Annotated in this window: 28 protein-coding genes and 1 pseudogene; 11 read left to right on the plus strand and 18 right to left on the minus strand. The window is 64.5% G+C overall.

The features are described 5' to 3' along the window. Positions 1-5: 5 nt before the first annotated feature. Entirely contained in the window at positions 6-1,640 is a 1,635-nt protein-coding gene (locus AC1MHZ_RS20990; RefSeq protein ID WP_224455930.1) for a methyl-accepting chemotaxis protein, read from the minus strand. A gap of 288 nt (positions 1,641-1,928) precedes the next feature. Here AC1MHZ_RS20990 and AC1MHZ_RS20995 point away from each other — a divergent pair, with 288 nt between their 5' ends. Together AC1MHZ_RS20995 and AC1MHZ_RS21000 are read left to right on the plus strand one after the other, a co-directional pair. Next, positions 1,929-2,759 (plus strand): undecaprenyl-diphosphate phosphatase, encoded by an 831-nt coding sequence (locus AC1MHZ_RS20995; protein ID WP_084858021.1) that lies wholly within the window; start codon positions 1,929-1,931, stop codon positions 2,757-2,759. Between the two features lies 1 nt (position 2,760). Then, positions 2,761-3,204 (plus strand): DUF1294 domain-containing protein, encoded by a 444-nt coding sequence (locus tag AC1MHZ_RS21000; protein ID WP_084858020.1) that lies wholly within the window; start codon positions 2,761-2,763, stop codon positions 3,202-3,204. Positions 3,205-3,333: 129 nt separating this feature from the next. Here AC1MHZ_RS21000 and AC1MHZ_RS21005 read toward each other — a convergent pair whose 3' ends face one another. Beyond that, the gene (locus AC1MHZ_RS21005; RefSeq protein WP_084858019.1) at positions 3,334-4,236 is read right to left on the minus strand and encodes a LysR substrate-binding domain-containing protein; all 903 of its coding nucleotides are present in this window, start codon (positions 4,234-4,236) and stop codon (positions 3,334-3,336) included. A 133-nt stretch (positions 4,237-4,369) separates the two neighbouring features. Between AC1MHZ_RS21005 and AC1MHZ_RS21010 the strand changes: the two genes are divergently transcribed. Then, positions 4,370-4,981, plus strand: a complete 612-nt coding sequence (locus AC1MHZ_RS21010) for an FMN-dependent NADH-azoreductase (protein ID WP_482966874.1) — start codon at positions 4,370-4,372, stop codon at positions 4,979-4,981. A gap of 55 nt (positions 4,982-5,036) precedes the next feature. On the opposite strand, the gene AC1MHZ_RS21015 is transcribed toward AC1MHZ_RS21010, so the two are convergent. The 4 genes and pseudogenes from AC1MHZ_RS21015 to AC1MHZ_RS21030 all read right to left on the minus strand — a co-directional run bounded on the left by AC1MHZ_RS21015 (position 5,037) and on the right by AC1MHZ_RS21030 (position 8,474). Beyond that, positions 5,037-6,215 carry an MFS transporter gene (locus AC1MHZ_RS21015; RefSeq protein ID WP_084858017.1) on the minus strand — a complete coding sequence of 393 codons (1,179 nt, stop codon included), beginning with the start codon at positions 6,213-6,215 and terminating at the stop codon, positions 5,037-5,039. 113 nt (positions 6,216-6,328) lie between these two features. After that, complete coding sequence (locus AC1MHZ_RS21020; RefSeq protein ID WP_324811917.1) at positions 6,329-7,915, minus strand: ABC-F family ATPase; 1,587 nt, start codon at positions 7,913-7,915, stop codon at positions 6,329-6,331. A gap of 20 nt (positions 7,916-7,935) precedes the next feature. Further along, positions 7,936-8,122 (minus strand): annotated as a pseudogene (locus AC1MHZ_RS21025) (site-specific integrase); the annotation flags it as partial. Positions 8,123-8,216: 94 nt separating this feature from the next. Next, on the minus strand, positions 8,217-8,474 hold the full coding sequence (locus AC1MHZ_RS21030; RefSeq protein ID WP_084857913.1) for a hypothetical protein: 258 nt from the start codon (positions 8,472-8,474) through the stop codon (positions 8,217-8,219). 231 nt (positions 8,475-8,705) lie between these two features. Between AC1MHZ_RS21030 and AC1MHZ_RS21035 the strand changes: the two genes are divergently transcribed. The 6 genes from AC1MHZ_RS21035 to AC1MHZ_RS21060 all read left to right on the plus strand — a co-directional run bounded on the left by AC1MHZ_RS21035 (position 8,706) and on the right by AC1MHZ_RS21060 (position 11,655). Further along, positions 8,706-9,200 (plus strand): hypothetical protein, encoded by a 495-nt coding sequence (locus AC1MHZ_RS21035; RefSeq protein ID WP_084857715.1) that lies wholly within the window; start codon positions 8,706-8,708, stop codon positions 9,198-9,200. A 115-nt stretch (positions 9,201-9,315) separates the two neighbouring features. Then, on the plus strand, positions 9,316-9,612 hold the full coding sequence (locus AC1MHZ_RS21040) for a hypothetical protein (RefSeq protein ID WP_084857914.1): 297 nt from the start codon (positions 9,316-9,318) through the stop codon (positions 9,610-9,612). 137 nt (positions 9,613-9,749) lie between these two features. After that, positions 9,750-10,265: an anti-virulence regulator CigR family protein gene (locus AC1MHZ_RS21045; protein WP_482966875.1), complete on the plus strand. Its 516-nt coding sequence runs from the start codon at positions 9,750-9,752 to the stop codon at positions 10,263-10,265. A gap of 128 nt (positions 10,266-10,393) precedes the next feature. Next, complete coding sequence (locus AC1MHZ_RS21050; protein ID WP_084857719.1) at positions 10,394-10,606, plus strand: hypothetical protein; 213 nt, start codon at positions 10,394-10,396, stop codon at positions 10,604-10,606. Positions 10,607-10,735: 129 nt separating this feature from the next. Continuing rightward, positions 10,736-11,062 carry a hypothetical protein gene (locus AC1MHZ_RS21055; RefSeq protein WP_084857721.1) on the plus strand — a complete coding sequence of 109 codons (327 nt, stop codon included), beginning with the start codon at positions 10,736-10,738 and terminating at the stop codon, positions 11,060-11,062. A gap of 92 nt (positions 11,063-11,154) precedes the next feature. Next, entirely contained in the window at positions 11,155-11,655 is a 501-nt protein-coding gene (locus AC1MHZ_RS21060; protein WP_465001133.1) for a methylated-DNA--[protein]-cysteine S-methyltransferase, read from the plus strand. Between the two features lie 11 nt (positions 11,656-11,666). On the opposite strand, the gene AC1MHZ_RS21065 is transcribed toward AC1MHZ_RS21060, so the two are convergent. Further along, positions 11,667-11,909, minus strand: a complete 243-nt coding sequence (locus tag AC1MHZ_RS21065) for a hypothetical protein (protein ID WP_482966876.1) — start codon at positions 11,907-11,909, stop codon at positions 11,667-11,669. A gap of 249 nt (positions 11,910-12,158) precedes the next feature. On the opposite strand from AC1MHZ_RS21065, the gene AC1MHZ_RS21070 reads away from it, so the two are divergent. Then, entirely contained in the window at positions 12,159-12,854 is a 696-nt protein-coding gene (locus tag AC1MHZ_RS21070) for a metallophosphoesterase (protein ID WP_084857726.1), read from the plus strand. Here AC1MHZ_RS21070 and AC1MHZ_RS21075 read toward each other — a convergent pair. Then, on the minus strand, positions 12,832-13,452 hold the full coding sequence (locus AC1MHZ_RS21075; RefSeq protein ID WP_324811908.1) for a LysE family translocator: 621 nt from the start codon (positions 13,450-13,452) through the stop codon (positions 12,832-12,834). The genes AC1MHZ_RS21070 and AC1MHZ_RS21075 overlap by 23 nt on opposite strands. Before the next feature lie 212 nt (positions 13,453-13,664). Continuing rightward, a complete protein-coding gene (locus tag AC1MHZ_RS21080) occupies positions 13,665-14,486 on the minus strand; it encodes a helix-turn-helix domain-containing protein (RefSeq protein WP_482966877.1) in 822 nt (273 codons plus the stop codon). 134 nt (positions 14,487-14,620) lie between these two features. Between AC1MHZ_RS21080 and AC1MHZ_RS21085 the strand changes: the two genes are divergently transcribed. Next, positions 14,621-15,244 (plus strand): LysE family translocator, encoded by a 624-nt coding sequence (locus AC1MHZ_RS21085; protein WP_084857733.1) that lies wholly within the window; start codon positions 14,621-14,623, stop codon positions 15,242-15,244. A 3-nt stretch (positions 15,245-15,247) separates the two neighbouring features. On the opposite strand, the gene AC1MHZ_RS21090 is transcribed toward AC1MHZ_RS21085, so the two are convergent. The 9 genes from AC1MHZ_RS21090 to AC1MHZ_RS21130 form a co-directional block, all read right to left on the minus strand. After that, entirely contained in the window at positions 15,248-15,523 is a 276-nt protein-coding gene (locus AC1MHZ_RS21090) for a peptidylprolyl isomerase (RefSeq protein ID WP_084857735.1), read from the minus strand. A gap of 35 nt (positions 15,524-15,558) precedes the next feature. Then, positions 15,559-17,517 carry an acetoacetate--CoA ligase gene (locus AC1MHZ_RS21095; RefSeq protein WP_084857915.1) on the minus strand — a complete coding sequence of 653 codons (1,959 nt, stop codon included), beginning with the start codon at positions 17,515-17,517 and terminating at the stop codon, positions 15,559-15,561. Between the two features lie 144 nt (positions 17,518-17,661). Continuing rightward, entirely contained in the window at positions 17,662-18,141 is a 480-nt protein-coding gene (gene eco, locus AC1MHZ_RS21100; RefSeq protein WP_324811896.1) for a serine protease inhibitor ecotin, read from the minus strand. Between the two features lie 57 nt (positions 18,142-18,198). After that, positions 18,199-18,969, minus strand: a complete 771-nt coding sequence (hbdH, locus tag AC1MHZ_RS21105) for a 3-hydroxybutyrate dehydrogenase (protein ID WP_482966878.1) — start codon at positions 18,967-18,969, stop codon at positions 18,199-18,201. Positions 18,970-18,979: 10 nt separating this feature from the next. Further along, a complete protein-coding gene (locus tag AC1MHZ_RS21110) occupies positions 18,980-20,371 on the minus strand; it encodes a GntP family permease (RefSeq protein WP_368828905.1) in 1,392 nt (463 codons plus the stop codon). Positions 20,372-20,582: 211 nt separating this feature from the next. After that, a complete protein-coding gene (locus AC1MHZ_RS21115; RefSeq protein WP_368828906.1) occupies positions 20,583-21,977 on the minus strand; it encodes a sigma-54 interaction domain-containing protein in 1,395 nt (464 codons plus the stop codon). Between the two features lie 63 nt (positions 21,978-22,040). After that, complete coding sequence (locus AC1MHZ_RS21120; protein WP_324811887.1) at positions 22,041-23,057, minus strand: ABC transporter permease; 1,017 nt, start codon at positions 23,055-23,057, stop codon at positions 22,041-22,043. Further along, on the minus strand, positions 23,057-24,115 hold the full coding sequence (locus AC1MHZ_RS21125; RefSeq protein ID WP_324811885.1) for a microcin C ABC transporter permease YejB: 1,059 nt from the start codon (positions 24,113-24,115) through the stop codon (positions 23,057-23,059). Before AC1MHZ_RS21125 ends, AC1MHZ_RS21120 begins: the two co-directional genes overlap by 1 nt. Next, positions 24,112-25,953, minus strand: a complete 1,842-nt coding sequence (locus AC1MHZ_RS21130) for an extracellular solute-binding protein (protein WP_324811882.1) — start codon at positions 25,951-25,953, stop codon at positions 24,112-24,114. Before AC1MHZ_RS21130 ends, AC1MHZ_RS21125 begins: the two co-directional genes overlap by 4 nt. Between the last annotated feature and the right edge of the window lie 7 nt (positions 25,954-25,960).

Genomic DNA, 25,960 nt, shown 5'->3' on the forward strand with positions numbered 1-25,960 from the left:
CAGTATCAAACCCGGAACTGGCGCAGCAACTGTTCAAGCTCCTCGCTCAACCGCGCCAAGGCTGCGCCGGCATCACTGGATTGGCGCGCCGCGTCGGCGGTTTGTTGGGACAGCCCGGCGGTATCCAGCACATTGCGGTTGATTTCTTCCACCACGTGGGCCTGCTGCAGCGTAGCGCTGGCGATCGAGGCGTTGAGGGCGGTGAGGTTGTGCAGCGCCTGGCTGATGGCATCCAGGCTGGTGCCCGCCTCACGGGCCTGCTCGACGGTCTGGCGCGAGGCTTCGCTGCTGGTGCCGATCGCCCTGACAGCCGCTTCCGACTGGCCTTGCAGGTGCTCGATCATGGTTTGGATCTCGGCGGTCGACTGGGCGGTGCGCTGGGCCAGCAGCCGGACCTCGTCGGCAACCACGGCAAACCCCCGGCCCTGCTCGCCGGCGCGGGCCGCCTCGATGGCGGCGTTGAGCGCGAGCAAATTGGTCTGCTCGGCAATCGAGCGGATCACTTCCAGTACACCGCCGATCCGCGTGCTGTGCCCGGCCAGCTCGCCGATCACCTGTACGGCCTGGTCAATGGTGCTGGAGAGTCGGTCGATCTGCTGCAGGCTGCCATGGATCGCCTGCTGGCCATGGTCCACCTGGCGCTGCGCCGCCTGCATCTCGCTGGCGGCCTGCTCGGCGGTCTTGGCCACGTCCTGCACGGCATAGGTGACTTCATTGACCGCCGTGGCCACCTGGTCCATCTGCAGCGATTGCTGGGCACTGTGCGCCTGGGCCTGGCCTGCGTTGTCGCCCACGTGTTCGGCCGATTGGGCCAGGGCATGAGCGGCGCCCTGCAGTTGGCCGACCACACCCTGCAGCTTGCCGTTGAAGCGGTTGAAATGCTCACCGAGGCGGGTGACCTCGTCGCGCCCATGGGTATCCAGGCGACGGGTGAGATCGCTTTCGCCGCTGGCAATATTCCCCATGGCCTGCACCGCCTCCTGCAACGGGCGGGCGATGCTGCGGGCGATCAGCATGACCAACAGCGCCATCAACACGGCGATGCCCAGGCCCGCCAGGGAGGCGTCCCGTACTTGGCGGGCGAACTCGGCCTGCACGTCATCGACATACACGCCCGACCCGATGATCCAGCCCCAGGGTTTGAACAGCTGGATATATGACGTCTTGGCCACCGGCTCACTGGCACCGGGCTTGGGCCAGCGGTAGTCCACCGGGCCTGCGCCCTGGCTGCGTGCCAGGCTGGCCATCTCGTTGAACACGGCGAAACCGTCGGGGTCACGGATGCCGGAAAGGTCCTGGCCGTCGAGCTTGGGGTTGGTCGGGTGCATGACCATCCTGGGCGCCAGGTCATTGATCCAGAAATAGTCGTCCTTGTCGTAGCGCAGGCTGCGCACGGCCTGCAGGGCCTGCTGCTGGGCCGCTTCGCGGGTGAGCGTGCCGGCAGCCTCCAGCCCCTGGTAGTAGGCCAGCACGCCGGCGGCAGTCTGCACCACGTGCCGGGTCTTCTCGGCCTTGGCCTGGTACAGGTCGCCATGCAGCTGGCGCAGCATCAGCAGGGCGAAGGCCACCAGCATGCCCACCGCGACCAGCAGGATCAGCGACAGGCGCCGGCTGATCGACATCGACCTTAAGGTCTTCATCAAAGGTACTCCCGTTGTTCTTGTTATCAGGTGTATCCAAGCATGCCGGGGCCGGTGCGGCACACTCGACCAAGGGCTAGGCCAGGTGTTTGCTGTCGCATGCCGCGCGAGCCATCGACAGGCTGCTCTGATAGGATCTCGGCCGCGCAAGATGAAACCTTTAGGTATCTAGGCCTTTTCCGCTGGCATCGGCCCCGTAGGGGCTGTAAAACGGCCGGGCCTTCGCGGCAACCAAATGCAAATCAAGAACAAGGGGCCTGCACGCAGCAGCGCCTCATCGGGGGAACAATGGATTTTTGGAGTGCCTTTCAGGCAATCATCTTAGGGATCGTCGAAGGTTTGACGGAGTTTCTGCCCATCTCCAGCACCGGGCACCAGATCATCGTCGCCGACCTGATCGACTTCGGTGGCGAGCGGGCCATGGCCTTCAACATCATCATTCAGCTCGGCGCGATCCTCGCCGTGGTCTGGGAGTTCCGGCGCAAGATCTTCGACGTGGTGCTGGGGCTGTCCAGCCAGCCGACGGCGCGTCGCTTCACGGCCAACCTGCTGATCGCGTTCTTTCCGGCGGTGATCCTGGGCGTGCTGTTCGCCGATCTGATCCACGAATACCTGTTCAACCCGGTCACCGTGGCGGCGGCGCTGGTGGTGGGCGGGGTGATCATGCTGTGGGCCGAGCGTCGCGACCACCGCATCGAGGTCGATCACGTCGATGACATGCGCTGGAGCCATGCCCTGAAGATCGGCTTCGTGCAGTGCCTGGCAATGATCCCCGGCACCTCGCGCTCCGGCTCGACCATCATCGGTGGCCTGCTGTTCGGCCTGTCGCGCAAGGCAGCGACCGAATTTTCGTTCTTCCTGGCCATGCCGACCATGGTGGGGGCGGCGGTGTACTCGGGCTACAAGTACCGCGACCTGTTCCAGCCGGGCGACCTGCCAGTGTTCGCCATCGGGTTCGTGGTCTCGTTCATCTTCGCCATGATCGCCGTGCGCGGCCTGCTCAAGTTCATCGCCAACCACAGCTATGCAGCCTTTGCCTGGTACCGCATCGTCTTCGGCCTGCTGATCCTGGCGACCTGGCAGTTCGGCTGGGTCAACTGGGCCACGGCGCACGGTTGATATGGCACGCACCCAGAGCGCGCCACGCCGTGGCGTCGAACGCACCCAGGATGCCGTTCACAACCTGCGCCTGAAACTGCTGGTGCTCATGGGGCTGTGCCTGCTGCCGCTGGTGGGCGCTGCGCAGATGGCCTGGAGCGAGCAGTCCTGGCTGCCCCTGGCGTTGTACCCGGCGGTGAGCCTGGTCAGCCTGATGCTGTACTGGCAAGACAAGCATCAAGCGCGTACCGGGGCCTGGCGCACACCCGAAAAGGTCCTGCATGCCAGTGAGCTGTGTGGCGGCTGGCCAGGGGCATTGCTCGCCCAGCAGCTGTTCCGGCACAAGACGCGCAAGGTGTCCTACCAAGTGACGTTCTGGGGCATCGTGGCGGTGCACCAGGTGTTCTGGGTCGACCACTTGCTGTTGGGCGGGCGCTGGTTGGGTGGGGTACTAGGCGCCGTCTGAGTGGTAGCAGGGCGGGCCCGATCGTGGGGCTGGTCGGACCCGTACCCTGTGGGAGCGGGCTTGTCCCGCGATCGGCTTCGCTCGGTCTGCCAGTCATTACACGTGCAAGCGCCTGGGTCACTCAGATGCTCACACATAGCGCTCCCCACAGGCCTCGAACGAAGCCGCCAGATGGTCGATCCACACACGCACGGCCGGCAGCAGGCCACGTCGGTGCGGGTATACCGCCTGCAGCCAACCGCCAGGCAGGGACCAGTCCGGCAGCAGGCGCACCAGTTCGCCGCGCGCCAATTCCTCTTCGCAGTACATGCTCGGCAGGGCAGTGAAGCCGAGCCCCGCACCTACGGCAGCCTTTCGCACCACGAAGTCGTCAATGGCCAAGCGCGGTTCCAGGGCGACTTCCTGCTGTTCGCCCCCCGGTCCGATCAGGCGAAAATGCACCAGGCGATCCGCCTCAGTAGCACCCAGCACCGGCAGGCCGGCGAGCTGTGATGGGTGATGCAGGTGGTCGGCGAAGCCCGGTGCCGCCACCAGTTGCATCTGCGCCTGGCGCAGACGGCGGGTGACCAGGGCCGGGTCCTCGTCGCCCAAGTCGCGCACGCGCAAAGCCACGTCGATGCCCTCGGAAATCAGGTCGACCCGCCGGTTGAGCAGCACCATATCCAGTTGTACCAGCGGATACTGCTCCAGAAAGCGGCTGACCACTTGTGGCAGGAAGGCGTGGGCCAAGGCGACGGGGCAGGACACTCGCAAACGTCCCCGCGGCTCGCTGCTCATGCTGGCCACCGCTTCGTCGGCCGCCTCTGCCTCCAGTAGCATGGCCTGGCAATGGTGCAGGTAGCGTTCCCCCACGGCGGTGAGCTTCAGTTGCCGGGTGGTGCGCTGCAGCAGGCGTGTGCCCAGGCGCTCCTCCAGCTCGGCGATGCGCCGGGAAAGCCGTGACTTGGGAATGCCCAACTGGCGGCCAGCGGCGGCGAAACCACCGGCCTCGACCACGCGGGCGAAGTAGAAGAGGTCGTTGAGGTCTTGCATCGGGTTGTTCCATTGTCCTACTGGTAGGACAAACTAACGCATTTTTACGGGCTTATCAGCTATTCGTTGGCCCTATAGGATTCTTTCCATCGTGATCGCCCACCGTCGCGGTCTTCATTAACAGGAGAATCCCATGAAACTGTTGCATATCGATTCGAGCATCCTGGGCGACAATTCCGCCTCCCGCCAGCTGAGCCGCGAAGTCGTCGAAGCCTGGAAAGCCGCCGACCCGAGCATCGAAGTGGTCTACCGTGACCTGGCGGCCGACGCCATCAGCCACTTCTCCGCCGCCACCCTGGTTGCCGCAGGTACCCCGGAAGAGATGCGCGATGCCGCCCAGGCCCACGAAGCCAAGCTCAGTGCCGAGACCCTGGAAGAATTCCTCGCCGCCGACGCCGTGGTGATCGGTGCGCCGATGTACAACTTCAGCGTGCCGACCCAGCTCAAGGCCTGGATCGACCGCGTTGCCGTCGCCGGCAAGACCTTCCGCTACACCGAGGCTGGCCCGGAAGGCCTGTGCGGTGACAAGAAAGTGATCCTGGTGTCCACCGCCGGTGGCCTGCACCATGGCCAGCCGACCGGAGTGGGCCACGAGGACTTCCTCAAGGTCTTCCTTGGCTTCATCGGTGTCACCGACCTTGAGATCGTCCGCGCCCACGGCTTGGCCTATGGCCCGGAACACCGCAGCCAGGCCATCGACGCCGCCCAGGCACAGATTGCCAACGAGCTGTTCGCTGCCGCCTGATCGCGTTGAATGAAAAACCGGCTGTGGCCCTGGGCTGCAGCCGGTTTTTTCGTTTTCAACGGCCTTGGCCGCGACGGGCCAGCAGCAACACCAGGCCCACGCCGGCCAAGGCAAGCAGGGCCGCCACGGAAAAGATCGAGGTATACCCCAGGCGTACCGCTACCGCGCCCATCACCGGGCCGGCGATGGCCAAGGCCAGGTCGAAGAACACCGCGTAGGCGCCCAGCCCGGCCCCCCGGCTGCTGCTGGGGACCTGCTTGATGGCCTCGACGCCGAGGGCCGGATATACCAGTGACAACCCGAACCCCGTCAGACCTGCGCCCACCAGGGCCACGGCCGGAGAGGGCGCCAGCCACAGCAGGGTCAGCCCCACGACCTCGGTAGCCATGCAGGCCATGGCGACGCTGTAGCCGCCGAAGCGGTTGACAGCATTGACGAACAGCAGCCGCGAGACGATGAAGCATAGGCCGAAGGCGCTCAGGCACCAGGCCGCACCGACCCAGCCGCGCTCCAGGTAATAGAGGGTGACGAAGGTGGTCAGGGTGCCGTAGCCGATCGATGCCAGGGTGAGCCCCAGGCCAAAGGGCGCCACCCGGCTGAAGGCCGACCAGAACGGCAACCGTTCGCCGCGCAGCACCACCGCGTCCGGGCGCGTGCGCAGCACCAGCAGGGTCATCACGGCCAATACCACCAGGGCGACGCCGAGCACGCTGAAGCCCAACTCGTCCACCAGCAGCACGCCGGCCGGTGCGCCGATGGCGATGGCGCCGTAGGAGGCGATACCGTTCCAGGAAATCACCCGTGCCGTGTGTTCGCTGCCCACCTGGCCGATACCCCAGCTCAAGGTGGCGACACCGATCAAGCCCTGGGCGATGCCAAGGCACAGGCGCCCGGCCAGCAACAGCAGCAGGCTCAGCCAGGGCAGGGCGACCGTCCAGGCCGACAGCAGGGTCAGCCCGCCACAGCCTGCGATGCCGTATAGCCCGTAGCGAATCGCCCGCTTGCCACCCAGGCCATCGGCTACCCGCCCGGCAAAGGGGCGGCTGAGCAACGTGGCGAGGTACTGCAGGCCGATGGTCAGCCCCGCGACCACCGCGCCGAAGCCGAGCTGGTCGTGGACATAGCTGGGCAGCACTGCGATCGGCAGGCCGATGCACAGGAAGGCGATGAAGGTATAGAAGACGATCGAGAGGATCTGCGGGGTGATGCCGGAGGCAGGTGGTTGCGCGGTCATGGGGGCGTTCGCGGGTAGGCGGTAGGGCGGGGTCCAATGCCAGTCGGTCAAGCTTTATCGGCTGCACTTGGGGCTGCGTAGCAGCCCCGCGTAGGAGCGGCGAAAGGCAGGGGTTAGACCACTACGCCCTGGCTGCGCAAGTAATCGTCGTAGGTGCCGCTGAAGTCCACCACACCGTCGGGCGTCAGCTCGATGATGCGGGTGGCCAGCGACGACACGAACTCGCGGTCATGGCTGACGAAAACCAGGGTCCCGGGGTAGTTCTCCAGCGCCAGGTTCAGCGCCTCGATCGATTCCATGTCCAGGTGGTTGGTCGGCTCGTCCATGACCAGCACGTTGGGCTTTTGCAGGATCAGCTTGCCGAACAGCATGCGGCCCTGCTCGCCACCGGAGATCACCTTCACCGACTTGAGAATTTCGTCGTTGGAGAACAGCATGCGGCCCAGGGTGCCACGAATCAGCTGCTCGCCCTGGGTCCACTGGCCCATCCAGTCGAACAGGCTCACGTCCTCTTCGAAGTCGTGGGCGTGGTCCTGGGCGTAGTAGCCCACTTCTGCGCTGTCGGTCCACTTCACCGCGCCGGCATCGGGTTTCATCTCACCGACCAGGGTACGCAGCAGGGTGGTCTTGCCGATACCGTTGGGGCCGATGATCGCCACACGCTCGCCGGCTTCGACGGTGAAGCTGAAGTCCTTGAACAGGACCTTGCCCTCGAAGCCCTTGGAAACCTTCTCCACGGTGACCGCCTGGCGATGCAGCTTCTTGGTCTGCTCGAACCGGATGAACGGGCTGACCCGGCTCGACGGCTTGACCTCGGCCAGCTGGATCTTGTCGATCTGCTTGGCGCGCGAGGTAGCCTGCTTGGCCTTGGAGGCGTTGGCCGAGAAGCGGCTGACGAAGGTCTGCAGCTCGGCGATCTGGGCTTTCTTCTTGGCGTTGTCGGCCAGCAGCTGCTCGCGCGCCTGGGTGGCGGCGGTCATGTACTCGTCGTAGTTGCCCGGGAACAGGCGCAGCTCGCCGTAGTCCAGGTCCGCCATGTGGGTGCAGACACTGTTGAGGAAGTGCCGGTCGTGGGAAATGATCACCATGGTGCTGTTACGCGCCGTGAGGATGCTTTCCAGCCAGCGGATGGTGTTGATGTCCAGGTGGTTGGTCGGTTCGTCCAGTAGCAGCACGTCCGGGTCCGAGAACAACGCCTGGGCCAGCAGCACACGCAGCTTCCAGCCTGGCGCCACTTCGCTCATCGGGCCGAAGTGCTGCTCCAGCGGAATGCCCAGGCCCAGCAGCAGTTCACCGGCACGGGACTCGGCGGTATAGCCGTCCATTTCGGCGAACTCAGTCTCGAGCTCGGCGACGGCCATACCGTCTTCCTCGGTCATTTCCGGCAGGGAATAGATACGGTCACGCTCGGCCTTGACCTTCCACAGTTGCTCGTGGCCCATGATCACCGTGTCGATGACGGTGAATTCCTCATAGGCGAACTGGTCCTGGCGCAGTTTACCCAGGCGGGTGTTCTGCTCGAGCATCACCTGGCCGGCGGACGGCTCCAGGTCACCGCCGAGGATCTTCATGAAGGTCGACTTGCCGCAGCCGTTGGCGCCGATCAGGCCGTAGCGGTTGCCGTTGTTGAATTTGACCGAGACGTTTTCGAAGAGCGGCTTGGCGCCGAATTGCATGGTGATGTTAGCGGTGGAGATCAAAGCGCTTACCTATCAGTAACTTACGCGGCTGGAGGGTCAGCGATCCTGAGCGTTTCCAGCGCGCTCCAGTCGGAGCTTGAGTTGAGCCAACAGGCGTGCGTCGACAGCAGCATGTGCATGCTGTGACCCAGCTGTTGGGCGATGAATGCGGGGGTTGAGGCCGGACATTGCGCGTATTGTCGCATAGGTGCGACGGCAGTTGTACGGGGCCGCTAAATCCGATGCCAAGGCCCCTGATGAGCGGGGCCGGCATCCAGCACCGCGAGTCGCCACGGTGCTGGGTTCGGGCTGGCGGGCGGTTCTAGCCGCGAAGGTGCTCCAGCCGAGCACGTCCAGCCTCTGTGATCGAATGTTCTCCCTGGTCGCTGATCCGATAACGCCCGGATGCCATTTGCGTTATCGAGAACCTTACCAGGCCACTTTGAGCCAGGGCCTGGCCCACTTCGAAGCTCATTGCGCGCTCCAGGTCGAACACTTTTATCTCGCCGATCTTGAAGCGGTAGAACGCAATCAAAGCCAGATCCAGAGCTTCCTGACTTGTTGCTTGAACACGTTGCATTTGACCTCCCAGGTCGTGAATGGCCGGGTCCGTGGGCTTGCAGGCAAGGCACCAGGCAGTACGTTCGAGGCGCACCGTACTATGGCCTGCCGCGGATCGGTACTGGCTTTGCATCCAAGCTGGATAGACGGACAGGAATCATGGCCAAGGTGCACACACAAACACGTTGACAGGGCATTAGCCAGCGCTACGTCCTGTGGTAGATTCCGCCCATCAACGAGGAGGACAGGCATGAAGCGTTTTGCAGTGTTGGCCCTGGCGACGGCGATGATCTACGGCTGCTCCGACGAAGGCCCGTGGGAAGGCCCCGCAGGCACGAAGATGGGCCTCAAGCGCGAGCAGATCGAGCGGCATGCCATCTTGCAGAAGGTCGGTACCAACAATGTAGGGGCCTTGATCTATACGTCCAAACAGGCGCCGAAGCTCGACGCCCAGGCCGATGGCTACAACTACGTGTTCAGCAAGGATGACGAGCTGTGCCTGGTACAGATGCGCTTCGACCGGTCGAATCGTGCCAGTGGGGCGCTGCTGGACGAATTGAAGACCAGGTATGGCATGCCGGACCAGGATGACCGGGTCGCCCGAGGTGTGGTCTGGTCGTCCAGTGCGTTCAAGTTGAGCGACGACATTGCCGAGATCAGCAGCGAATTCACCGGACGAGAGCCGCGTGCCGCCTTGGTCAGTTTCTCGTTCGCCAACTTCGACACCTGCAAGGCCACCGAGTGACGCCTCGCCCATGCCGATGATGCCAGGGTAGTCATTACCCTGGCGGGCCATGGATAATCGTGGCCTTCATCGACAAGGTATTGCAATTGTGGAAACGAAAAGCGTGATGGCTGAGGTGTTCTTCAGCCTACCCCTGCACATCTGGGTATTACCGTTGGCGGCGGTGATCGCCTTCTTTGGCTTGAAGATGGCGGACGCGTCGCTCGAACGGCAAAACATGCTGCGAATGGCCACCTATGGCGCACTGCTGGTGTTGGCGCTGGTGCCCAACGGCGTCTATGCGATCTTCCCGCCAAGCCCTGATCCGGTCGCGCCCGGACAGGCACTGCCCAACTACCAAGGCCTGTTCTACCTCGATGCCTTTTTCGTATTCGCAGGTTGGGCGATCAGTGCAGTGATCCGTAGTCGGTAATGGGCGCTTTCTGAGAACCCGCTCCAACTTTTACAACGGATCTTTTCAAACTGCAGATAACCAGGCCAAGCCAGGGAACTTTTCCCATGGCCATCGTCTACAGTGCAGGGGATCCACCCTCACGGAAGGAAGCAGTTATGGCCAAGTCTCGCGCTATCGTGATTGCAGTGACTTCGTTTGCTTTGGCTGTCAGCCCATGCCTGAGCTTTGCCGATCCGGGCAACGGGAAGGGGCAAGGCCAAGGGCATGGCAAGAACCAGGTCCAGCACGCCCCGGGCAACAGCCACTCCGGCGGTGGCAACAGGGGGGGCGGCAACCCGGGCGGCGGTCACAAAGGAGGGGGCGGCTACGACAATGATTACCGCGGCGATCATTACCGTGGCCCCTCCATCGACCGTGGCGATGTGTTGGGCATATTGAGCGGCTACCGGAACTACTGGAGTCCTGGACCAGCCCTGCCGCCGGGCATCCAGAAGAACCTGGCACGTGGCAAGCCGCTCCCTCCGGGCATCGCCAAGAAGCTCGACGGCAGGTTGCTCGGCCATCTCCCTCACTACGACGGCTACGAATGGATGCAGGCCGGCGCGGACCTGCTCCTGGTCGCGGTAGCGACCGGCATCATCTACGAGGTGCTCGACGGCGCGTTCCACTAAGCCAAGACGCAGTCTCCAGAGGCGATGGACCTTTTGCAGCTATCGCAGGTCCAGAAGCAGGAAGCCCAGAACAGTGAACCCAAAAGGCTTCCTGCTGCCCTTGTTGTGCAACATTGGAAGACAAGCCAATGCCTGAAAGAGAAAAGCGTTACCGTGCCTACCACCTGTTGAGGGAGCTCGACGCGTTGACCTCCTCGACCATGAACCAGATCGCCTACGGCCGCGTTGGCGGCCCCGAATGGAAAGGGATGTGCCAGGCCCATCGCAAGGCATTCGAAGAGTGGATGACCTTCGCCGAATCGCTACTTGAGCCAGGCTGCGAGAAAACCCCCGATACCTGATTCCCCATAGCTGGGTCACGCCGGCTGTCCGATTATGCCCGCCATTGCGCGCAATGCGGTTGCGTGCCCGTGTGCTTCCGCTATGGTGCCTCTACCAACACATATAAGACTAAAGTCGTAGGAGGCGGCATGAAAATTCGTGGAGACGTGTTCTGGTCATGGGCAGACCCCACCCTTCATCATCGCGGGCACGACGAGACCCTCGATTGTGGTACCTGCATCGACGTGCAGGTGAGGTTGTCCCGTACCGGTGCCACGCAGATGTTCATTGGTGTCTACGCACCCTCGGGCATGGCCTTGCATGAAGAAGCATTCGACTCCCGCCCTGGCGAGTCGATGACCCGGGCACTGGCCTGGGGCGTCGGGCGCGCCAGGAAGGTGGCTGGCGAGCCGGCCCTGCAATCGTGCCGCCGTACTGCCAGGCCCAGCGTCGTGGCGGCTTGCGCGGGTCGTTGAGCGTCGACGGCTGCACGGGCAAGAAAGCGGATGCGCAGAAGGGCTACCGGGCGTAGAGTGCCGGCATCCGTTTTCTCGTTCGAGGCCCATCGATGTCCAGTGCCTTCACCCTCATGCAATCACCTGTAGGCACCTTGACGCTGGTCGCGCGCGGCGACTGCCTGGCGGCGGTGCTGTGGGAGCAGGAGCGGGAGAACCGCGTGCGCCTGGGTGAGCTGCACCGCAGCGACACCCACCCGACCTTGACGGAAACGGCTCGCCAACTGAGTGAGTACTTCGCCGGCCAACGCCAGCGTTTCGAATTGCCATTGGATTTTCTCGGCACCGATTTCCAGCGCCAAGTCTGGTCGGCGCTGCTGACCATTCCCTTCGGTGAAACCCGCACCTACAGCGAAATCGCCCGGCAGATCGGCAAGCCCAGCGCCGTACGGGCAGTAGGGGCCGCCAATGGACGCAACCCGATATCGATCATCGCCCCTTGTCACAGGGTGATCGGTGCTTCGGGCAGCTTGACCGGCTTTGCCGGTGGTCTGCAGGCCAAGCAATACCTGCTCGCCCTCGAGGGCCGCCAGAGCTTGGCGCTCGGTTTTTGACGCCAGGCTTCTCAGCCCAGCCAATACAGCAACAGGCAACCCACCGCCGCCAGCACCGAGCCCACCGCAAGGCTGTATTGGCGGCGTGAGCGCCGGGCGTATCGCTCTACCTTGCGCAGGTACTCGCCCGGCCTCGGGGCATCGGGCCGATGCCGCAGGCCTTCGGCGATATCCGCCAGGCGGCCCTGGATCAACAGGCCGGTGAGGTAATAGGTGCAGGCGTAGCTGACCAGGGCCGTGAGCAAGTACTTCATTGCCTCAGGCCTCGCAGTTGCGGGGGGAAGGGGTCATGTCGTCCATCCATGGGCAGCGAAAGCCCGAGCATACCCCGCGGGAGCGGCGTTGTGTCGCGAATGTTCGAAGCGTACCGCGACCTGCATGGTCAGGGCGGCGTGTGCCATGCTGTCGAGTACCCGCATCATCGTGACGGCAGGCGAGGGCGGTACGCATGACGCACTTCCATTCCAAGCCTGCCGTCGGCGCCGCAGCAGAGGATCGATGCAATGAGCCGTTTTCGGCGGGTAGCCGCCAATACCCGGGGACGCGACCTGGCCGTGGGCGATATCCATGGGCATTTCGCGCGTCTACAGCAATGCCTGGACACCGTGGGTTTCGATCCGTCGGTCGACCGGCTGTTCAGTGTCGGCGACCTGGTCGACCGAGGCCCGGACAGCACCCAGGCGCTGGAATGGCTGGCACAGCCTTGGTTTCACGCTGTGCAAGGCAACCATGAGGCGCTGGCCATCGCCCACCTGCGCGGTGGGCGGGTCGAGCTGGACATGTACCGTGCTGCGGGCGGGGCCTGGTTTCTCGACCTGCCCGAGGCCGACCAGCAGCGCTACGTCGAAGGATTCGCCCGGATGCCGCTGGGCATGGAAGTACAGACCCCCGCTGGTTTGGTGGGGTTGCTGCATGCCGACAGCCCGTTTCCTGACTGGCCGACCTTGCGGGAGAGACTGGAGGCAGCGGACGACCCGGATGTACGGGAGGTTTGCCAATGGTCGCGGCGTCGCCTGCGCGAAGGCGATACGGCGCCGGTCGCCGGCCTGCGTGCCTTGCTGGTGGGGCATACACCGGTGGTGCAGGCCAAGTGCTTGGGCAACGTCTGGCACTTGGATACCGGCGGCTGGGCCAGGGGCTTCTTCAGCGTCATGGACCTGCATACCCTGGCATTGGTCAGCCCCATGCCAGGTGCATGAGCACAACGCTGGCCAGGAGTATCAGCATGGCGCCCGAGGCACGCTCCAGCCAGGGCAACACGCGGGCGAACCGGCGCAGCACACGGCGGTTGCCGATGGCCATGGCCACCAGCAAGTCCCAGACTGCCACGACGGTGAACATCCACGCGGCATAGGCGATCTTCCAGACAACGCTGGTCGTGGCGACCATGCTCGCCAGGCTGGCATAGAACAGGGCGTTCTTCGGGTTGAGCATGCCTGAGAGGAAACCTTGAGCAAGGCTGTGCAGCCAGCCGCGCGAGGGTTGGACGAGGCCGTTGTCGCTGGCCGCCAGGCTGCTGTGCCCGGCGTGACGCAGGAACAGAGCGCCGATGTACAACAGATAGGCACAGCCGGCCAGTTGCAGGGCGACGAACAGCGTGCTGCCCTCGCGCAGGATCGAGACGCCAGCGAACGCGGTAACGATGAACAGTCCGTTGGCCAGGGCGATACCCAGGCAGGCGCCGCTGGCCACCCGCCAACCGGCGTTGACCGAGGTGCGGGCTACCAGGAAGAAGTCGGGGCCAGGGGAGAGCAGGGCGAGGAAGTGGGCGGCGGCGACCATCAAGAATTGCTCCATGGGGCTGGGCTTCTGCAGTGGGGGAAGCCGCAGTCTGTTCGTCGGGTGCTCCTATGTATTGAAGAAAATTGCAGGCTGCACGGCCCAATCGCGGGACGAGCCCTACAGAGCACCCCATAACCACTTGATTTTGCGGCCCATTGTGGGAGCGGGCTTGTCCCGCGATTGGGCCCGACGTGATATCGCCTTCGCCCGGGCCAGTGCACCACCCGTTAGGCGGCCCCGCTGCGATAACGCCCTGGCGTCACGCCTGCATGGGCCTTGAACACCCGCTGGAAATGGGCCTGGTCGGCGAACCCCAGCTCATAGGCGACCTCCGCCAGCGCCTTGCCTTGGCTGAGCAGGTGACGAGCGCGATTGACGCGGGCGTTGAGCAGGTAGGCATGAGGCGTGAGCCCGGTGGCGGCGCGCAATGTCCGGATCAGCTGGTAACGGCCGAGGCCCGCCTGGGCGGCCAGCTGGCTCAGGCTCATCTCGGCCGAACCCTGCGCCTCGATCATCTCAAGCAGCTCACGCAACGCCGGTACCCCCAGGGTCGGTACCGGCGCCGCATCGAGGGTGTCATGGGCGGCGAGATCAAGGTCGCCGATGAATGCCACCAGTGCCGCTTCCTTCTCCGCCGCCCCTGCTTCGGAAAACAACAGTTCATTGAGGTGGCAGAACCGGCGGTACACCGAAGCTGACCGGCTGATTCGCGCCGGTGCCCCGGGTTCACTGGCCGCTACCCCAGCCTCCAACCGCAGCTGCCGCAGCCATTGAGCATCCAGGTGCAGCATCTGGTAGCTCCAGGCCTGCCCCGGCAATGGGTTACAGGCATGTACACGCTGCGCCGGAACCAGCACCAGGGTGCCAGGCGTCAGCCGTTCATGGCCTTCGCCGGCGCCGGTGAAATCGCTCAGGCCGGTATCTACCGCCCCGATGGAAAACGTTGGGTGACTGTGGGCTTTGTAGCAGGCCCGGCTATGGCAGGCGCGGCGGCTTTCCACGAACGGCAGCGCCGGGTCACGCCAGATTTCGCTGTATGGACGGGTCATGCAAAGCCTGCCTTGCCGGATACCAAGGTCCGCATTCTAAACGCTGGGCACTGTTACGGCCATTTCCCTTGTGACTGTGCTTGACGCCACCCGCTCGGCGGCGCGAGGCTTTCGCGTCCTGATGGAGAAGAATAATGGACCTGTCGAGCCTGCTGCTGTTCATCCCCGCCTGCTTCGCCCTGAACATGGCGCCGGGCCCCAACAACCTGTTGTCGCTGCACAACGCCAGCCGCTATGGCCTGCGCACCGCCTGCGTGGCCGGTGGCGGGCGCATCCTGGCCTTCAGCGGCATGATCGCCTTGGCCGCCATGGGCCTGGCGGTGGTGCTGCACACCAGCGAATACCTGTTCCTGGCGATCAAGGTGGTGGGCGCCGCGTACTTGTTCTACATCGCCTGGCAGTTGTGGCGTGCGCCGGTGGGCGAAGCCGTGGTGAGCGCCGATCACCCGCGGGGTACCTGGCGGTTGGCGCGACAAGAGTTCTGGGTGGCCGCGGGCAACCCTAAAGCGATTCTCATCTTCACAGCCTTCCTGCCGCAGTTCGTCTCGGTGGGCAGCCCTACGCCCGTGGCCGAGCAGTTCCTCTGGCTGGGCGTGCTGTTCCTGCTCCTGGAGTGGGCGGCGATCGCCATCTATGCGGGCCTTGGCGCCTATCTGCAGCGCTGGTTCAGCCGCCCTGGGCCGCGCCGGTTGTTCAACCGCGTCAGTGCCTCGCTGCTCGGTTGCGCCGGGCTGGGTCTGCTGGCGGCTCGGCGCTGAGGGTCAGTCGCGGTAGAACGTCTGGACCAGGTGGTAACCGAACTTGGTCTTGATCGGCCCATGCACCACGCGCAAGGCCTTCTTGAAGATCACCTGGTCGATGGCGCCCACCAGTTGGCCGGGGCGCACTTCGCCCAGGTCTCCGCCGCGCTTGCCCGAAGGGCAGGTTGAGAATTTCTTTGCCAGTACATCGAAGGCTTCGCCCTTGGCGAGGCGTTGCTTGAGCTGTTCGGCTTCGGCAGCGGTCTTGACCAGGATGTGACGGGCTTGGGCTTTCATGGGACCACCTGTGCTTCGGGCAAAAAAGGGCGCCATTATGCCTGATCGCGCAGCTCCGCGCGGTCCCGGAATTGCGCCAGGGCCTCCGGGTTGGCCAGGGCATCGGTGTTCTTCACCGGCAGGCCGTGCACCACGTTGCGGATGGCCAGTTCAACCAGCTTGCCGCTGATGGTGCGCGGAATGTCCGTGACCTGGGCGATGACGGCGGGTACGTGGCGCGGTGTGGTGTACTGGCGGATCACCTGGCGGATACGCTGGCGCAAGGCATCGTCCAGCTGCAGGCCATCGCGCAGGCGCACGAACAGCACCACCCGCACGTCGTTGTGCCAGTCCTGGCCGATGGCGACGCTTTCCACGACCTCCTCGACCTTTTCCACCTGTCGGTAAATCTCCGCCGTACCGATGCGTACCCCTCCGGGGTTGAGCACCGCATCGGAACGGCCGTGGATGACCAGGCCGCCTTCGGCGTGCTCCTCGGCGTAGTCGCCTTGGGCCCAGACGCCGGGGTACTGGCTGAAATAGGCGTCGTGGTAGCGGCTGCCGTCATCGTCGCCCCAGAAGCCCACCGGCATGCAGGGAAAGTTGCGAGTACATACCAGCTCGCCTTTTTCGCCGATCACCGGCCGGCCGGCCTCGTTCCAGACCTCCACAGCCATGCCCAGGCCCTTGCACTGGATCTGGCCGCGGCGCACCGGCAATACCGGGTTGCCGAGCACGAAGCAGGAGACGATATCGGTGCCGCCGGACATCGAGGCCAGGCACAGGTCCGGTTTGATCTTGCGATAGACGTAGTCATAGCTGTGGGGCGAGAGCGGCGAGCCGGTGGACATGATCAGGCGCAGGTGGTCGAGGCGATGGCTGTCGGCGGGCACGATGCCTTCCTGCTCAAGGGCTGCCAGGTACTTGGCGCTGGTCCCGAAGGCGTGGATACCTTCGGCGTCGATCAGATCGAGCAGGCGCTCGGGCCCGGGGTAGAACGGTGAGCCATCGTACAACACCAAGGTGGAGCCGACGGCCAGGCCGCTGGCGAGCCAGTTCCACATCATCCAGCCGCAGGTGGTGTAGTAGAACAGGACGTCGTTGGCCTTCAGGTCGTTGTGCAGGCCATGTTCCTTCATATGCTGCAGCAGGACACCACCGGCGCGATGGACGATGCACTTGGGCACGCCCGTGGTGCCGCTGGAGTAGAGGATGTACAGCGGGTGGTCGAAGGGCAGCCCTGCGAAGTGCGGCTCACCCCCCGGCTGATAGAAGTCGTCCCACAGGCTGACCCGTTGCGCGGCGAATTCGTCGGCGCGTGTATGCGGGCGGGTGTAGGGTACGATCAACAGGTGCTCCAAGTTGGGTAGCTGGGCCGTGACCTGGTTGATCTTCTCCACTTGGTCGATGGCCTTGCCGGCGTACTGGTAGCCTGCGCAGGCGATCAGCAGCTTGGGCGTGATCTGGCCGAAACGGTCGATGATGCCGTGCAGGCCGAATTCGGGCGACGAGCTGGACCAGATCGCGCCGAGGCTGGCGCAAGCCAGCATGGTCACCAGGGTTTCCCAGGTGTTGGGCATGACCGAGGCGACCCGGTCACCTGCCTGGATACCGAGACCTTGCAGAGCCTTCTGCATGCCAGCGACATGGGCCGCCAGTTGCGCATGGGTCAAGGCCTGGCGCTGGCCATCCTCGCGCACGGCGATCACGGCCGGACGGTCGTCGCGGCGCTGCAGCAGGTGTTCGGCGTAGTTCAGGGTGGCCCCGGGGAACCAGTGCGCATCGGGCATGTGCGGGCCCTCGTCGAGTACCTGGGAGGGCGGGGTGTGCCATTGAACTTGGAAATATTCGGCAAGGGCCTGCCAGAAGGCCGGGCGTTGTTCGACGCTCCAGCGGTGCAGGGCAGCGTAGTCGTCGAGCTGGAGGTTGAACCGCAGGTTGACCCGGCGGCGGAAGGCGTCCATGCGGCTGGCCTGGACCTGCGCCGTGGAGGGGCGCCAGAGCACATCGTTCATGCCGAAACCTCCCATTCCCGTTCAAGGGTACCGTGTGGGAGCGGGCTTGCCCCGCGATTGTGCCTGTCAGGCAGCAATGCACTGACAGGTCCGGCTCGATCGCGGGTCAAGCCCGCTCCCACAGGGGTGTCGCTAAATCACTGTTTACTCCACTTTAGCCTTTTGTACGTCGTCGGATGCCGACCAGACGCGATAGCGCACCTCGATGCCTTCCGGCACGTACACCACCACTGGCAGCTTGCTGTTGTAGCGCAGCATGAAGCCTTCGCCGACCACCGGCACGAAGGCCTCGGTTTTCTTGCCATCCGGGCAGGCCATCAGGGTGCTCATGGGCCCGGCGACCTTCTCCAGGCGGTAGTAGCTGTAGCCCCAGCCTTCGAGGTTGTGCTCTTCGAGCTTGCCGCCCAGGCGCTGCTTGTTGCAGTCGACCGTGAGGGTCTTGCCGGCGAGGATCTCCAGTTGGTGGGCCGACTCGTCGGTTTGTGCCGGCAGGTGGATGACCTGCCGGGTGAAGCCTTTTTCCGCCTCGGGGTAGGGCGCGACATCCTTGAGCCCGGCGGCCATCGCAGGTGCTGCGCAGGCCATGGTCAGGGAAAGGATCGCGGTCAATGGGAATGGGCGCATGAGGCCTCCTTGCTGATTAAAGACAAACACAAAGCCGCGCCAGATGCCGGCGGGCCCTCACTGGGCCAGCCAACCGCCATCGACGTTCCAGGCGGCACCACGGACCTGGCTACCGGCTTCGCTGCACAGGAACAATACCAGCTCTCCGAGGTGCTGAGGTGTTACAAATGCCACGGAAGGCTGCTTTTCAGCCAACAGATCGTGTTGCGCCTGCTGTGGGTCAATGCCTGAGGCGGCGCGGTCGTCGATCTGTTTCTGCACCAGCGACGTGAGCACCCACCCTGGGCAGATGGCGTTGCAGGTGATGTTGCTGGTGGCGGTTTCCAGGCCCACAACCTTGGTCAACCCCACCACGCCATGCTTGGCTGCCACATAGGCGGCCTTGCCGGTGGAGCCCACCAGGCCATGTACCGATGCGATGTTGACGATTCGCCCCCAGCTGCGCGCGCGCATGCCGGGCAGCGCCAGGCGGGTGCCGTGGAACACGGCGCTGAGGTTAAGGGCGATGATCTTGTCCCAGGTCTCGATGGGGAACTGCTCCACCGGCGCCACGTGCTGGATGCCCGCGTTATTGACCAGGATGTCGACACCACCGAATTCGCGCTCGGCCAAGGCGAACAGCGCCTCGATCTGGGCCACATCGGAGAGGTCGGCCGGGTGATGAATGACCGGCACGCCCAGCCGGGCGATCTCGGCCAGTGCCGGTGCCGGGTCGCCGAAGCCGTTCAACACGATATTCGCGCCTGCGCCGGCCAGCACCTGGGCTATCCCCAGGCCGATGCCGCTGGTGGAACCTGTGACCAGTGCGGTCTTGCCGTTGAGTGTCATGCCAGTCTCCTTAGACGATGCCGGTGGCGTAGAACGTGGCGATGACCACGAAAACCGCCAGGGTCTTGATCAGGGTAATACCGAAAATGTCCTTGTAGGCTTCGCGATGGGTCAGCCCGGTGACGGCCAACAAGGTGATCACCGCACCGTTGTGCGGCAGGGTATCCATGCCGCCGCTGGCCATGGCGGCGACCCGGTGCAGCACATCGAGGGGAATGTCGGCGGCGTGGGCGGCGGCGATGAAGCTCTCGCTCATGGCTGCAAGCGCAATGCTCATGCCGCCGGACGCCGAGCCGGTGATGCCTGCCAGCAGCGTGACGGTGATCGCTTCGTTGACCAGCGGGTTGGGGATGGCGCGCAGGGCGTCAGCCAGTACCAGAAAGCCTGGCAGCGAGGCGATCACCGCGCCGAAGCCATACTCCGAGGCGGTGTTCATGGCCGCCAGCAGGGCGCCGCCGACCGCGCTCTTGGTGCCCTCGGCCAGGCGCTGGCGGATGGCGCCGAAGGCGCACACCAGCACCATCAGGATGCCCACCAACAAGGCGGCCTGCACTGCCCAGATGGCGGTCAGCTTGGCTACGTCGCTTTGCACCGGCGCGCTCATGCCCGGCAGTTGCAGGGTATGGGTCGCGCCGTACCACTGGGGGATCCAGTGGGTGAACAGCAGGTTCATCACGCCCACCAGCACCAGCGGCGAAAGGGCCAGCCATGGGTTGGGCAAAGCCAGGTCGTCTGCGGTTTCCGGCTCGTTGCGCAGGTCATTGCCGTAGCCTTCGCCCGCGCGCTGGGCCTTGTTGCGCTGGCGACGCAGGTAGAGCATGCCGGCGCTGAACACGAACAGGGTGCCGATCAGCCCGAGCCAGGGCGCGGCCCAGGCGGTGGTGTTGAAGAAGGTGCTGGGGATGATGTTCTGGATCTGCGGGGTACCGGGCAGGGCGTCCATGGTGAAGGAGAACGCGCCCAGGGCGATGGTCGCCGGAATCAGCCGCTTGGGGATGTCGCTCTGGCGGAACATTTCGGCTGCGAAGGGGTACACCGCGAACACCACGACGAACAACGACACGCCGCCGTAGGTGAGCAGCGCGCACACCAGAACGATCACCAACATGGCCTGGCGCGTGCCCAGCAAGCGAATGGCGGCTGCGACGATCGAGCGCGAGAAGCCGGAGAGCTCGATCAGCTTGCCGAACACGGCGCCGAGCAAGAACACCGGGAAGTACAGCTTGATGAAGCCGACCATCTTCTCCATGAACACGCCCGTGAAGGTCGGGGCCACGGCCCCAGGGTCGGTGAGCAGGACGGCGCCGAGGGCGGCGATGGGGGCGAAGAGGATGACGCTGTAGCCGCGATAGGCGGCCAACATCAATAGGGCCAAGGCAGCGAGGGCGATGAGCACAGTCATCGAGGGAGTCTCCAGGTCGTTGTTTTTATGGTTGAACGAGGAGATAGCGGGATCCGTGCCAGATTTGTAACCTATTGATTTATATGGGGTTTAAATAACATTTGCGTGCATGCGTCTCGCTTTTGAGACTGCTGGGGCTGCTGCGCAGCCCATCGCAGGCTTCGCCAGCTCCCACTCAAAAGGCCGTCTCCAGTTCGAGAGCAAAGTCTCATTATTGAGACTGAATCCCTAAAGCGATCATTTTCTTGTACAGCGTCGACCGCCCCAACCCCAGCGCCTTCGCGGCTTGCGGCACATTCCCAGCGCAACTGGCCAGGGCATCGGCGATCAATCTGCGCTCGAATGCCTCGCACGCCTGACGGTACCCCTGAGGTACTGCACCCACCGGCGCGAGAGGGGTCAACGGCCCAAGCGCCGAGCGTACATCGTCCACCCCCAGGCGCGGCTGATCCGCCAGCAGCGTCGCACGCTCCAGCACATTGCGCAGTTCACGGATATTGCCAGGCCAGGCGTGGCGTGCCAGCAACGCCTGGGCGTCGGGTTCGAGCTCGTACTGGCTGCCCAGCTCGGCCAGGATTGCCTCGCACAGCGCCGGCAGATCGCCCAGGCGTTCGCGCAGGGGCGGTACTTCGATGGGCAGCACGTTGAGCCGGTAATACAGGTCGGCGCGAAACGCGCCGCTGGCCATGGCCGCCTGCAGGTCGATCGACGTGGCCGCAATGACGCGTACATCGCTGCGCAGCATCTGGTTGGAGCCGACCGGCTCGTACTCCTTCTCCTGCAGTACCCGCAGCAACTTGCTTTGCAGGGCCAGCGGCATATCGCCGATTTCATCGAGGAACAGGGTGCCGCCTTCGGCCAGTTGCAGCTTGCCGCTGCGCCCCTTGCGATCGGCTCCGGTGAATGCGCCTGGCGCCGTGCCGAAGAACTCGGCTTCCAGCAAGGTCTCCGGAATGGCTGCGCTGTTGATGCTGACGAATGCCTTGTGCGCCCGTGGCGAGGCGGCATGGATCGCGTGGGCCAGCAGTTCCTTGCCGGTGCCGGTCTCGCCCAGCAGCAAGACCGGGGAGTCGCTGCCCGCGCCTCGGCGTGCCCGGCGCTTGGCCTCCAGGCTTGCGGCACTGGTGCCGACGAACTGGGCGAAGCTGTACTTGGCCTGGCGTGCCTTCAGTTGCGAACGTGTCGAAGCCAGTTCCTGCTGCATGCTCGAATAGCGCTTGAGCAACGGCGAGAGACTGCGCAGTTCGTCGAACAGGGCGAAGCCGATGGCGCCGATCAGCTCGCCGCGCTCATCGTGGATCGGCAGGCGCATCACCACCAACGGCTCGTTGGGCGTGTCGAGCATGTCCAGCAGGATCGGTCGCCCGTTGCTGACCACCTCGCGCATCAGGCTACCGGGAATCACCGCCTCACAGGGCTGGCCGATGGCGCTGGCCGCATCCACCAGACCAAAGCGCCGGGCGTAGCGCTCGTTCATCCAGACGATGCGTGCCTGGCGATCGACGATCACCGTGCCCTCGCTGGATTGCTCGATGATCTCGAACAACGAGCGGATCGCCAGTTGGCGAACCTTGGGATAGTCCTTGAGGCTGTCGCTTTGTTGCATGGGGCCGGGCCTTTGGAATGCGGTGGCAAGGATTATGGCTATAAGTGCCACTCTTGTGAGCGGCTATGCCCGTGGGTCGAATGCCTCGCGCAGGGCATCGCCGATGAACACCAGCAGCGAGAGAATCAGCGCCAAGGCAAAGAATGCCGTGAAGCCCAGCCAGGGAGCCTCCAGGTGCTGCTTGCCCTGGGTCACCAGCTCGCCCAGCGAGGCACTGCCCGCCGGCATGCCGAAGCCGAGGAAGTCCAGGGCTGTCAGGGTGGTGATGGCCCCGGTGAGCATGAACGGTACGTAGGTCAGGGTGGCGTTCATGGCGTTGGGCAGGATGTGCCGCAGCATCACCTGCCCATCCGGCAAGCCCAGGGCCCGTGCAGCTTTCACGTACTCCAGGTTGCGCCCACGGAGGAACTCGGCGCGCACCACGTCCACCAGGGTCAGCCAGGAGAACAACGCCATGATTCCCAGCAACCACCAGAAATCCGGTTCGACGAAACCGCTGAGGATGATCAGTAGATAGAGCACCGGCAACCCTGACCAGACCTCCAGCAAACGCTGGCCGAGCAGGTCCACCCAGCCGCCGTGGTAGCCCTGCAGCGCCCCCGCGGTGACGCCGATCAGCACGCTGACCAGCGTCAAGGCGAAGGCGAACAGCAGCGACACACGCGTGCCGTACAACACCCGCGCCAGCACATCACGGCCCTGGTCATCGGTGCCCAGCCAATTGCTGGCACTCGGCGGGCTGGGCGTGGGCACTTGCAGGTCGTAGTTGGGGGTATCGGCGCTGAACGGAATCGGTGCGAACAGCATCCAGCCACCCTGGCCTTCGATCAGCTGGCGCACATAGGTGCTACGGTAGTCCGGCTGGAAGGGCAGTTGGCCACCAAACTGCTGCTCGGTGTAGCGCTTGAGTGCCGGGGTGTAGAGCTCGCCCTTGTAGGAGAGCAGCAGCGGCTTGTCGTTGGCCACCAGCTCCGCACCCAGGCTCAGCAGCAGGATGCCGGTGAACAGCCACAACGAGACCCAACCCAGACGGTTGCGCCGGAAACACCGCAAGCGCCGACGGGCGACCGGGGAGAGCATCAGTGCGCCCTCGTGTCGAAATCGATGCGTGGGTCGAGCAGGGTATAGCCGAGGTCGCCCGCCAGGCGGATCAACAGCCCGGCCAAGGTGAAGATGAACAGGGTGCCGAACACCACCGGGTAGTCTCGCGACACGGCGGCTTCATAGCTCATGCGGCCCAGGCCGTCGAGGGAGAAGATCACCTCGATCAGCAGCGAGCCTGCGAAGAACACCGTGATCAGCGCCTGGGGCAGCCCGGCCAGGACCAGCAGCATGGCGTTGCGCAGCACATGGCCATAGAGTACCCGCCTCTCGCTCAGGCCCTTGGCCCGGGCGGTGACCACATACTGGCGGGAGATCTCGTCGAGGAAGGCGTTCTTGGTCAGCAGCGTCAGGGTGGCGAAGCCGCCGATCACCAGGGCCCCGACCGGCAGCACCAAGTGCCAGAAATAGTCGGCGACCTTGCCCAGCACACTGAGCTGGTCGAAGTCCTCCGAGACCAGCCCGCGTACCGGGAACCAGTTCAGCGACGTGCCCCCGGCGAACAGCACGATCAACAGCAGGGCGAACAGGAACGAGGGCAGGGCATAGCCGACGATGATCAAGGCGCTGCTCCAGGTATCGAAGCGGCTGCCATGGCGTACGGCCTTGCGGATGCCCAGGGGGATCGACACTAGGTAAGTGATCAGCGTGGCCCAGAAGCCCAGCGACAGGGTTACCGGGAGCTTTTCCAAGATCAGGTCGGTGACTTTCGCCCCTCGGAAGAAACTCTGGCCGAAGTCCAGGCGGGCATATTGGCCAAGCATCAACCACAGGCGCTCGGGGGCGGACTTGTCGAAGCCATACTGACGTTTGATCGCCTCGATCAGCTTGGGGTCCAACCCACGGCTCGCGCGGGACTCGCCCTGCACTGTCTCGGCCCGCGCACCCGGTGCGCCACCGCCGATACCCTGCAGGCGCGCCACCGCCTGCTCCACCGGCCCGCCGGGGGCCGCCTGGACGATGGCGAAGTTGACCAGCAGGATCGCCAGCAACGTGGGGATGATCAGCAGCAGGCGGCGCAGGATGTAGGCCGTCATGGGGTGGCCTTCAAGCGTTCGGCCATCTGGGCATCGGTCAGCGGCGTCGGGCTGATTTCCCACCAGGTATCCAGGCCCTCGTCATAGGCGGCCTGCACCTTGGGCAGGCCGAAGCGGTTCCACCAGACCGTGGAGCTGCCCGGCGGGTAGTAATTGGGGATCCAGTAGTAGTTCCACTGCAGCACCCGGTCCAGGGCGCGGGCATGGTGCAGCATGTCGGCCTGGGTGTCGGCGCGCACCAGGCCATCGAGCAGCGTGTCCACGGCCGGGTCGCGCAGCACCATGAGGTTGTTCGAGCCAGGGTCCTTGGCAGCGGCCGAGCCGAAATAGTTGTACAGCTCGGCACCGGGTGAGAGGGTGACCGGGTAGCCGGTGACGATCATGTCGTAGTCGCGCGCCATCAGGCGGTTGACGTACTGGGCCGAGTCGACGTTGCGAATATTCAGGGCGATGCCGATCTGCGCCAGGTTACGCTTCCACGGCAACAACAGACGCTCCAGGCCTGACTGGCCATTGAGGAAGGTAAAGCTCAGGGGCTCGCCCATGGCATTCACCAGGCGGTCCTCGTGTGGCCGCCAGCCGGCCGCTTGCAGCAAGGCCAGGGCCTGCAACTGCTGGGGGCGGATGATGCCCGAGCCATCGGTCACCGGCGCCTGGAAGACCTGGGTGAAGACTTCGTCCGGCACCCGGTCGCGCAGCGGCTCGAGCAGCTTCAGCTCGGCGGCATCAGGCAATTGGCGTGCGGCCAGCGGGGTATTGGAGAACACGCTCTGCTGGCGGATGTACAGGTTGCGCATCATCTGCCGGTTGCTCCATTCGAAGTCCCAGAGCATGGCCAGGGCCTGGCGCACGCGGCGGTCCTGGAACACCGGTCGTTCCAGGTTGAACACGAAACCCTGGGCAGTCTGCGGCTTGGCCGGGCCCAGATGCGCCCGCTGCAGGCGCCCGTCATCCAGGGCGTCGCCGTTGTAGCCGAGGGTGAACGCGGTGGCGGAGAATTCACGGTTGTAGTCGTAGCCACCACCACGCAGGACCTGGCGGGCGACCTCGGTATCGCCGAAGTACTCGATGCGGATGCGTTCGAAATTGTAGCGCCCGCGGCTGGTGGGCAGGTCCCGGGCCCACCAGGTCGGGTCGCGCTCGAAGGTGATGCTGCGGCCGTTGTCGATCCGCCCGATGCGATAGGGGCCACTGCCCACCGGTTTGTCGAAGCCTGCGCCATTGGCGAAGTCGCGCTGCTGCCAGTCATGTTCGGGCAGCACTGGCAGACTGGCCAAGTCCAGGGGCAGGGTGCGGCCGTGGGGTTGCCTGAAGTCGAAACGCACCGTGCGTGGGCCTTCGACCACCACGGCGGCGACATCGGCGAACTGGGTGCGGTAGCGCAGGCTGCCCTTGCTCATCAACAGCTCGAAGGTAAAGCGCACGTCTTCGGCGCGTACCGGCTTGCCATCGGCGAAGCGCGCGCGCGGGTCGATCTCCAGACGCAGCCAGGCATCGTCGGGGCCGCGCTCCATGCGTCGGGCGATCAAGCCATAGACGGTATAGGGCTCGTCGAACGAGCGCACCGCCAGCGGAGCATAGAGCCAACCATCGACTTCGCTGACGCCGATGCCCTTGTCGATGTACGGCAGGATATGGTCGAACTGGCCAATTTCCAGCGCCGAGCGACGTAGGATGCCGCCCTTGGGGGCGTCGGGGTTGACGTAATCGAAGTGGCCGAAGGAGGCGGAATAGCGCGGGGTTTGGCCGTAGACGGTGAGGGCGTGGCTGGGTGTGGCGTGGCCCGTCGAGGGCAGGCCGAGGAGCCAGACGATGCACCACGCTATCGAGCGACGCATGCCCCTA

It is taken from the genome of Pseudomonas sp. FA-1, from assembly GCF_056856075.1.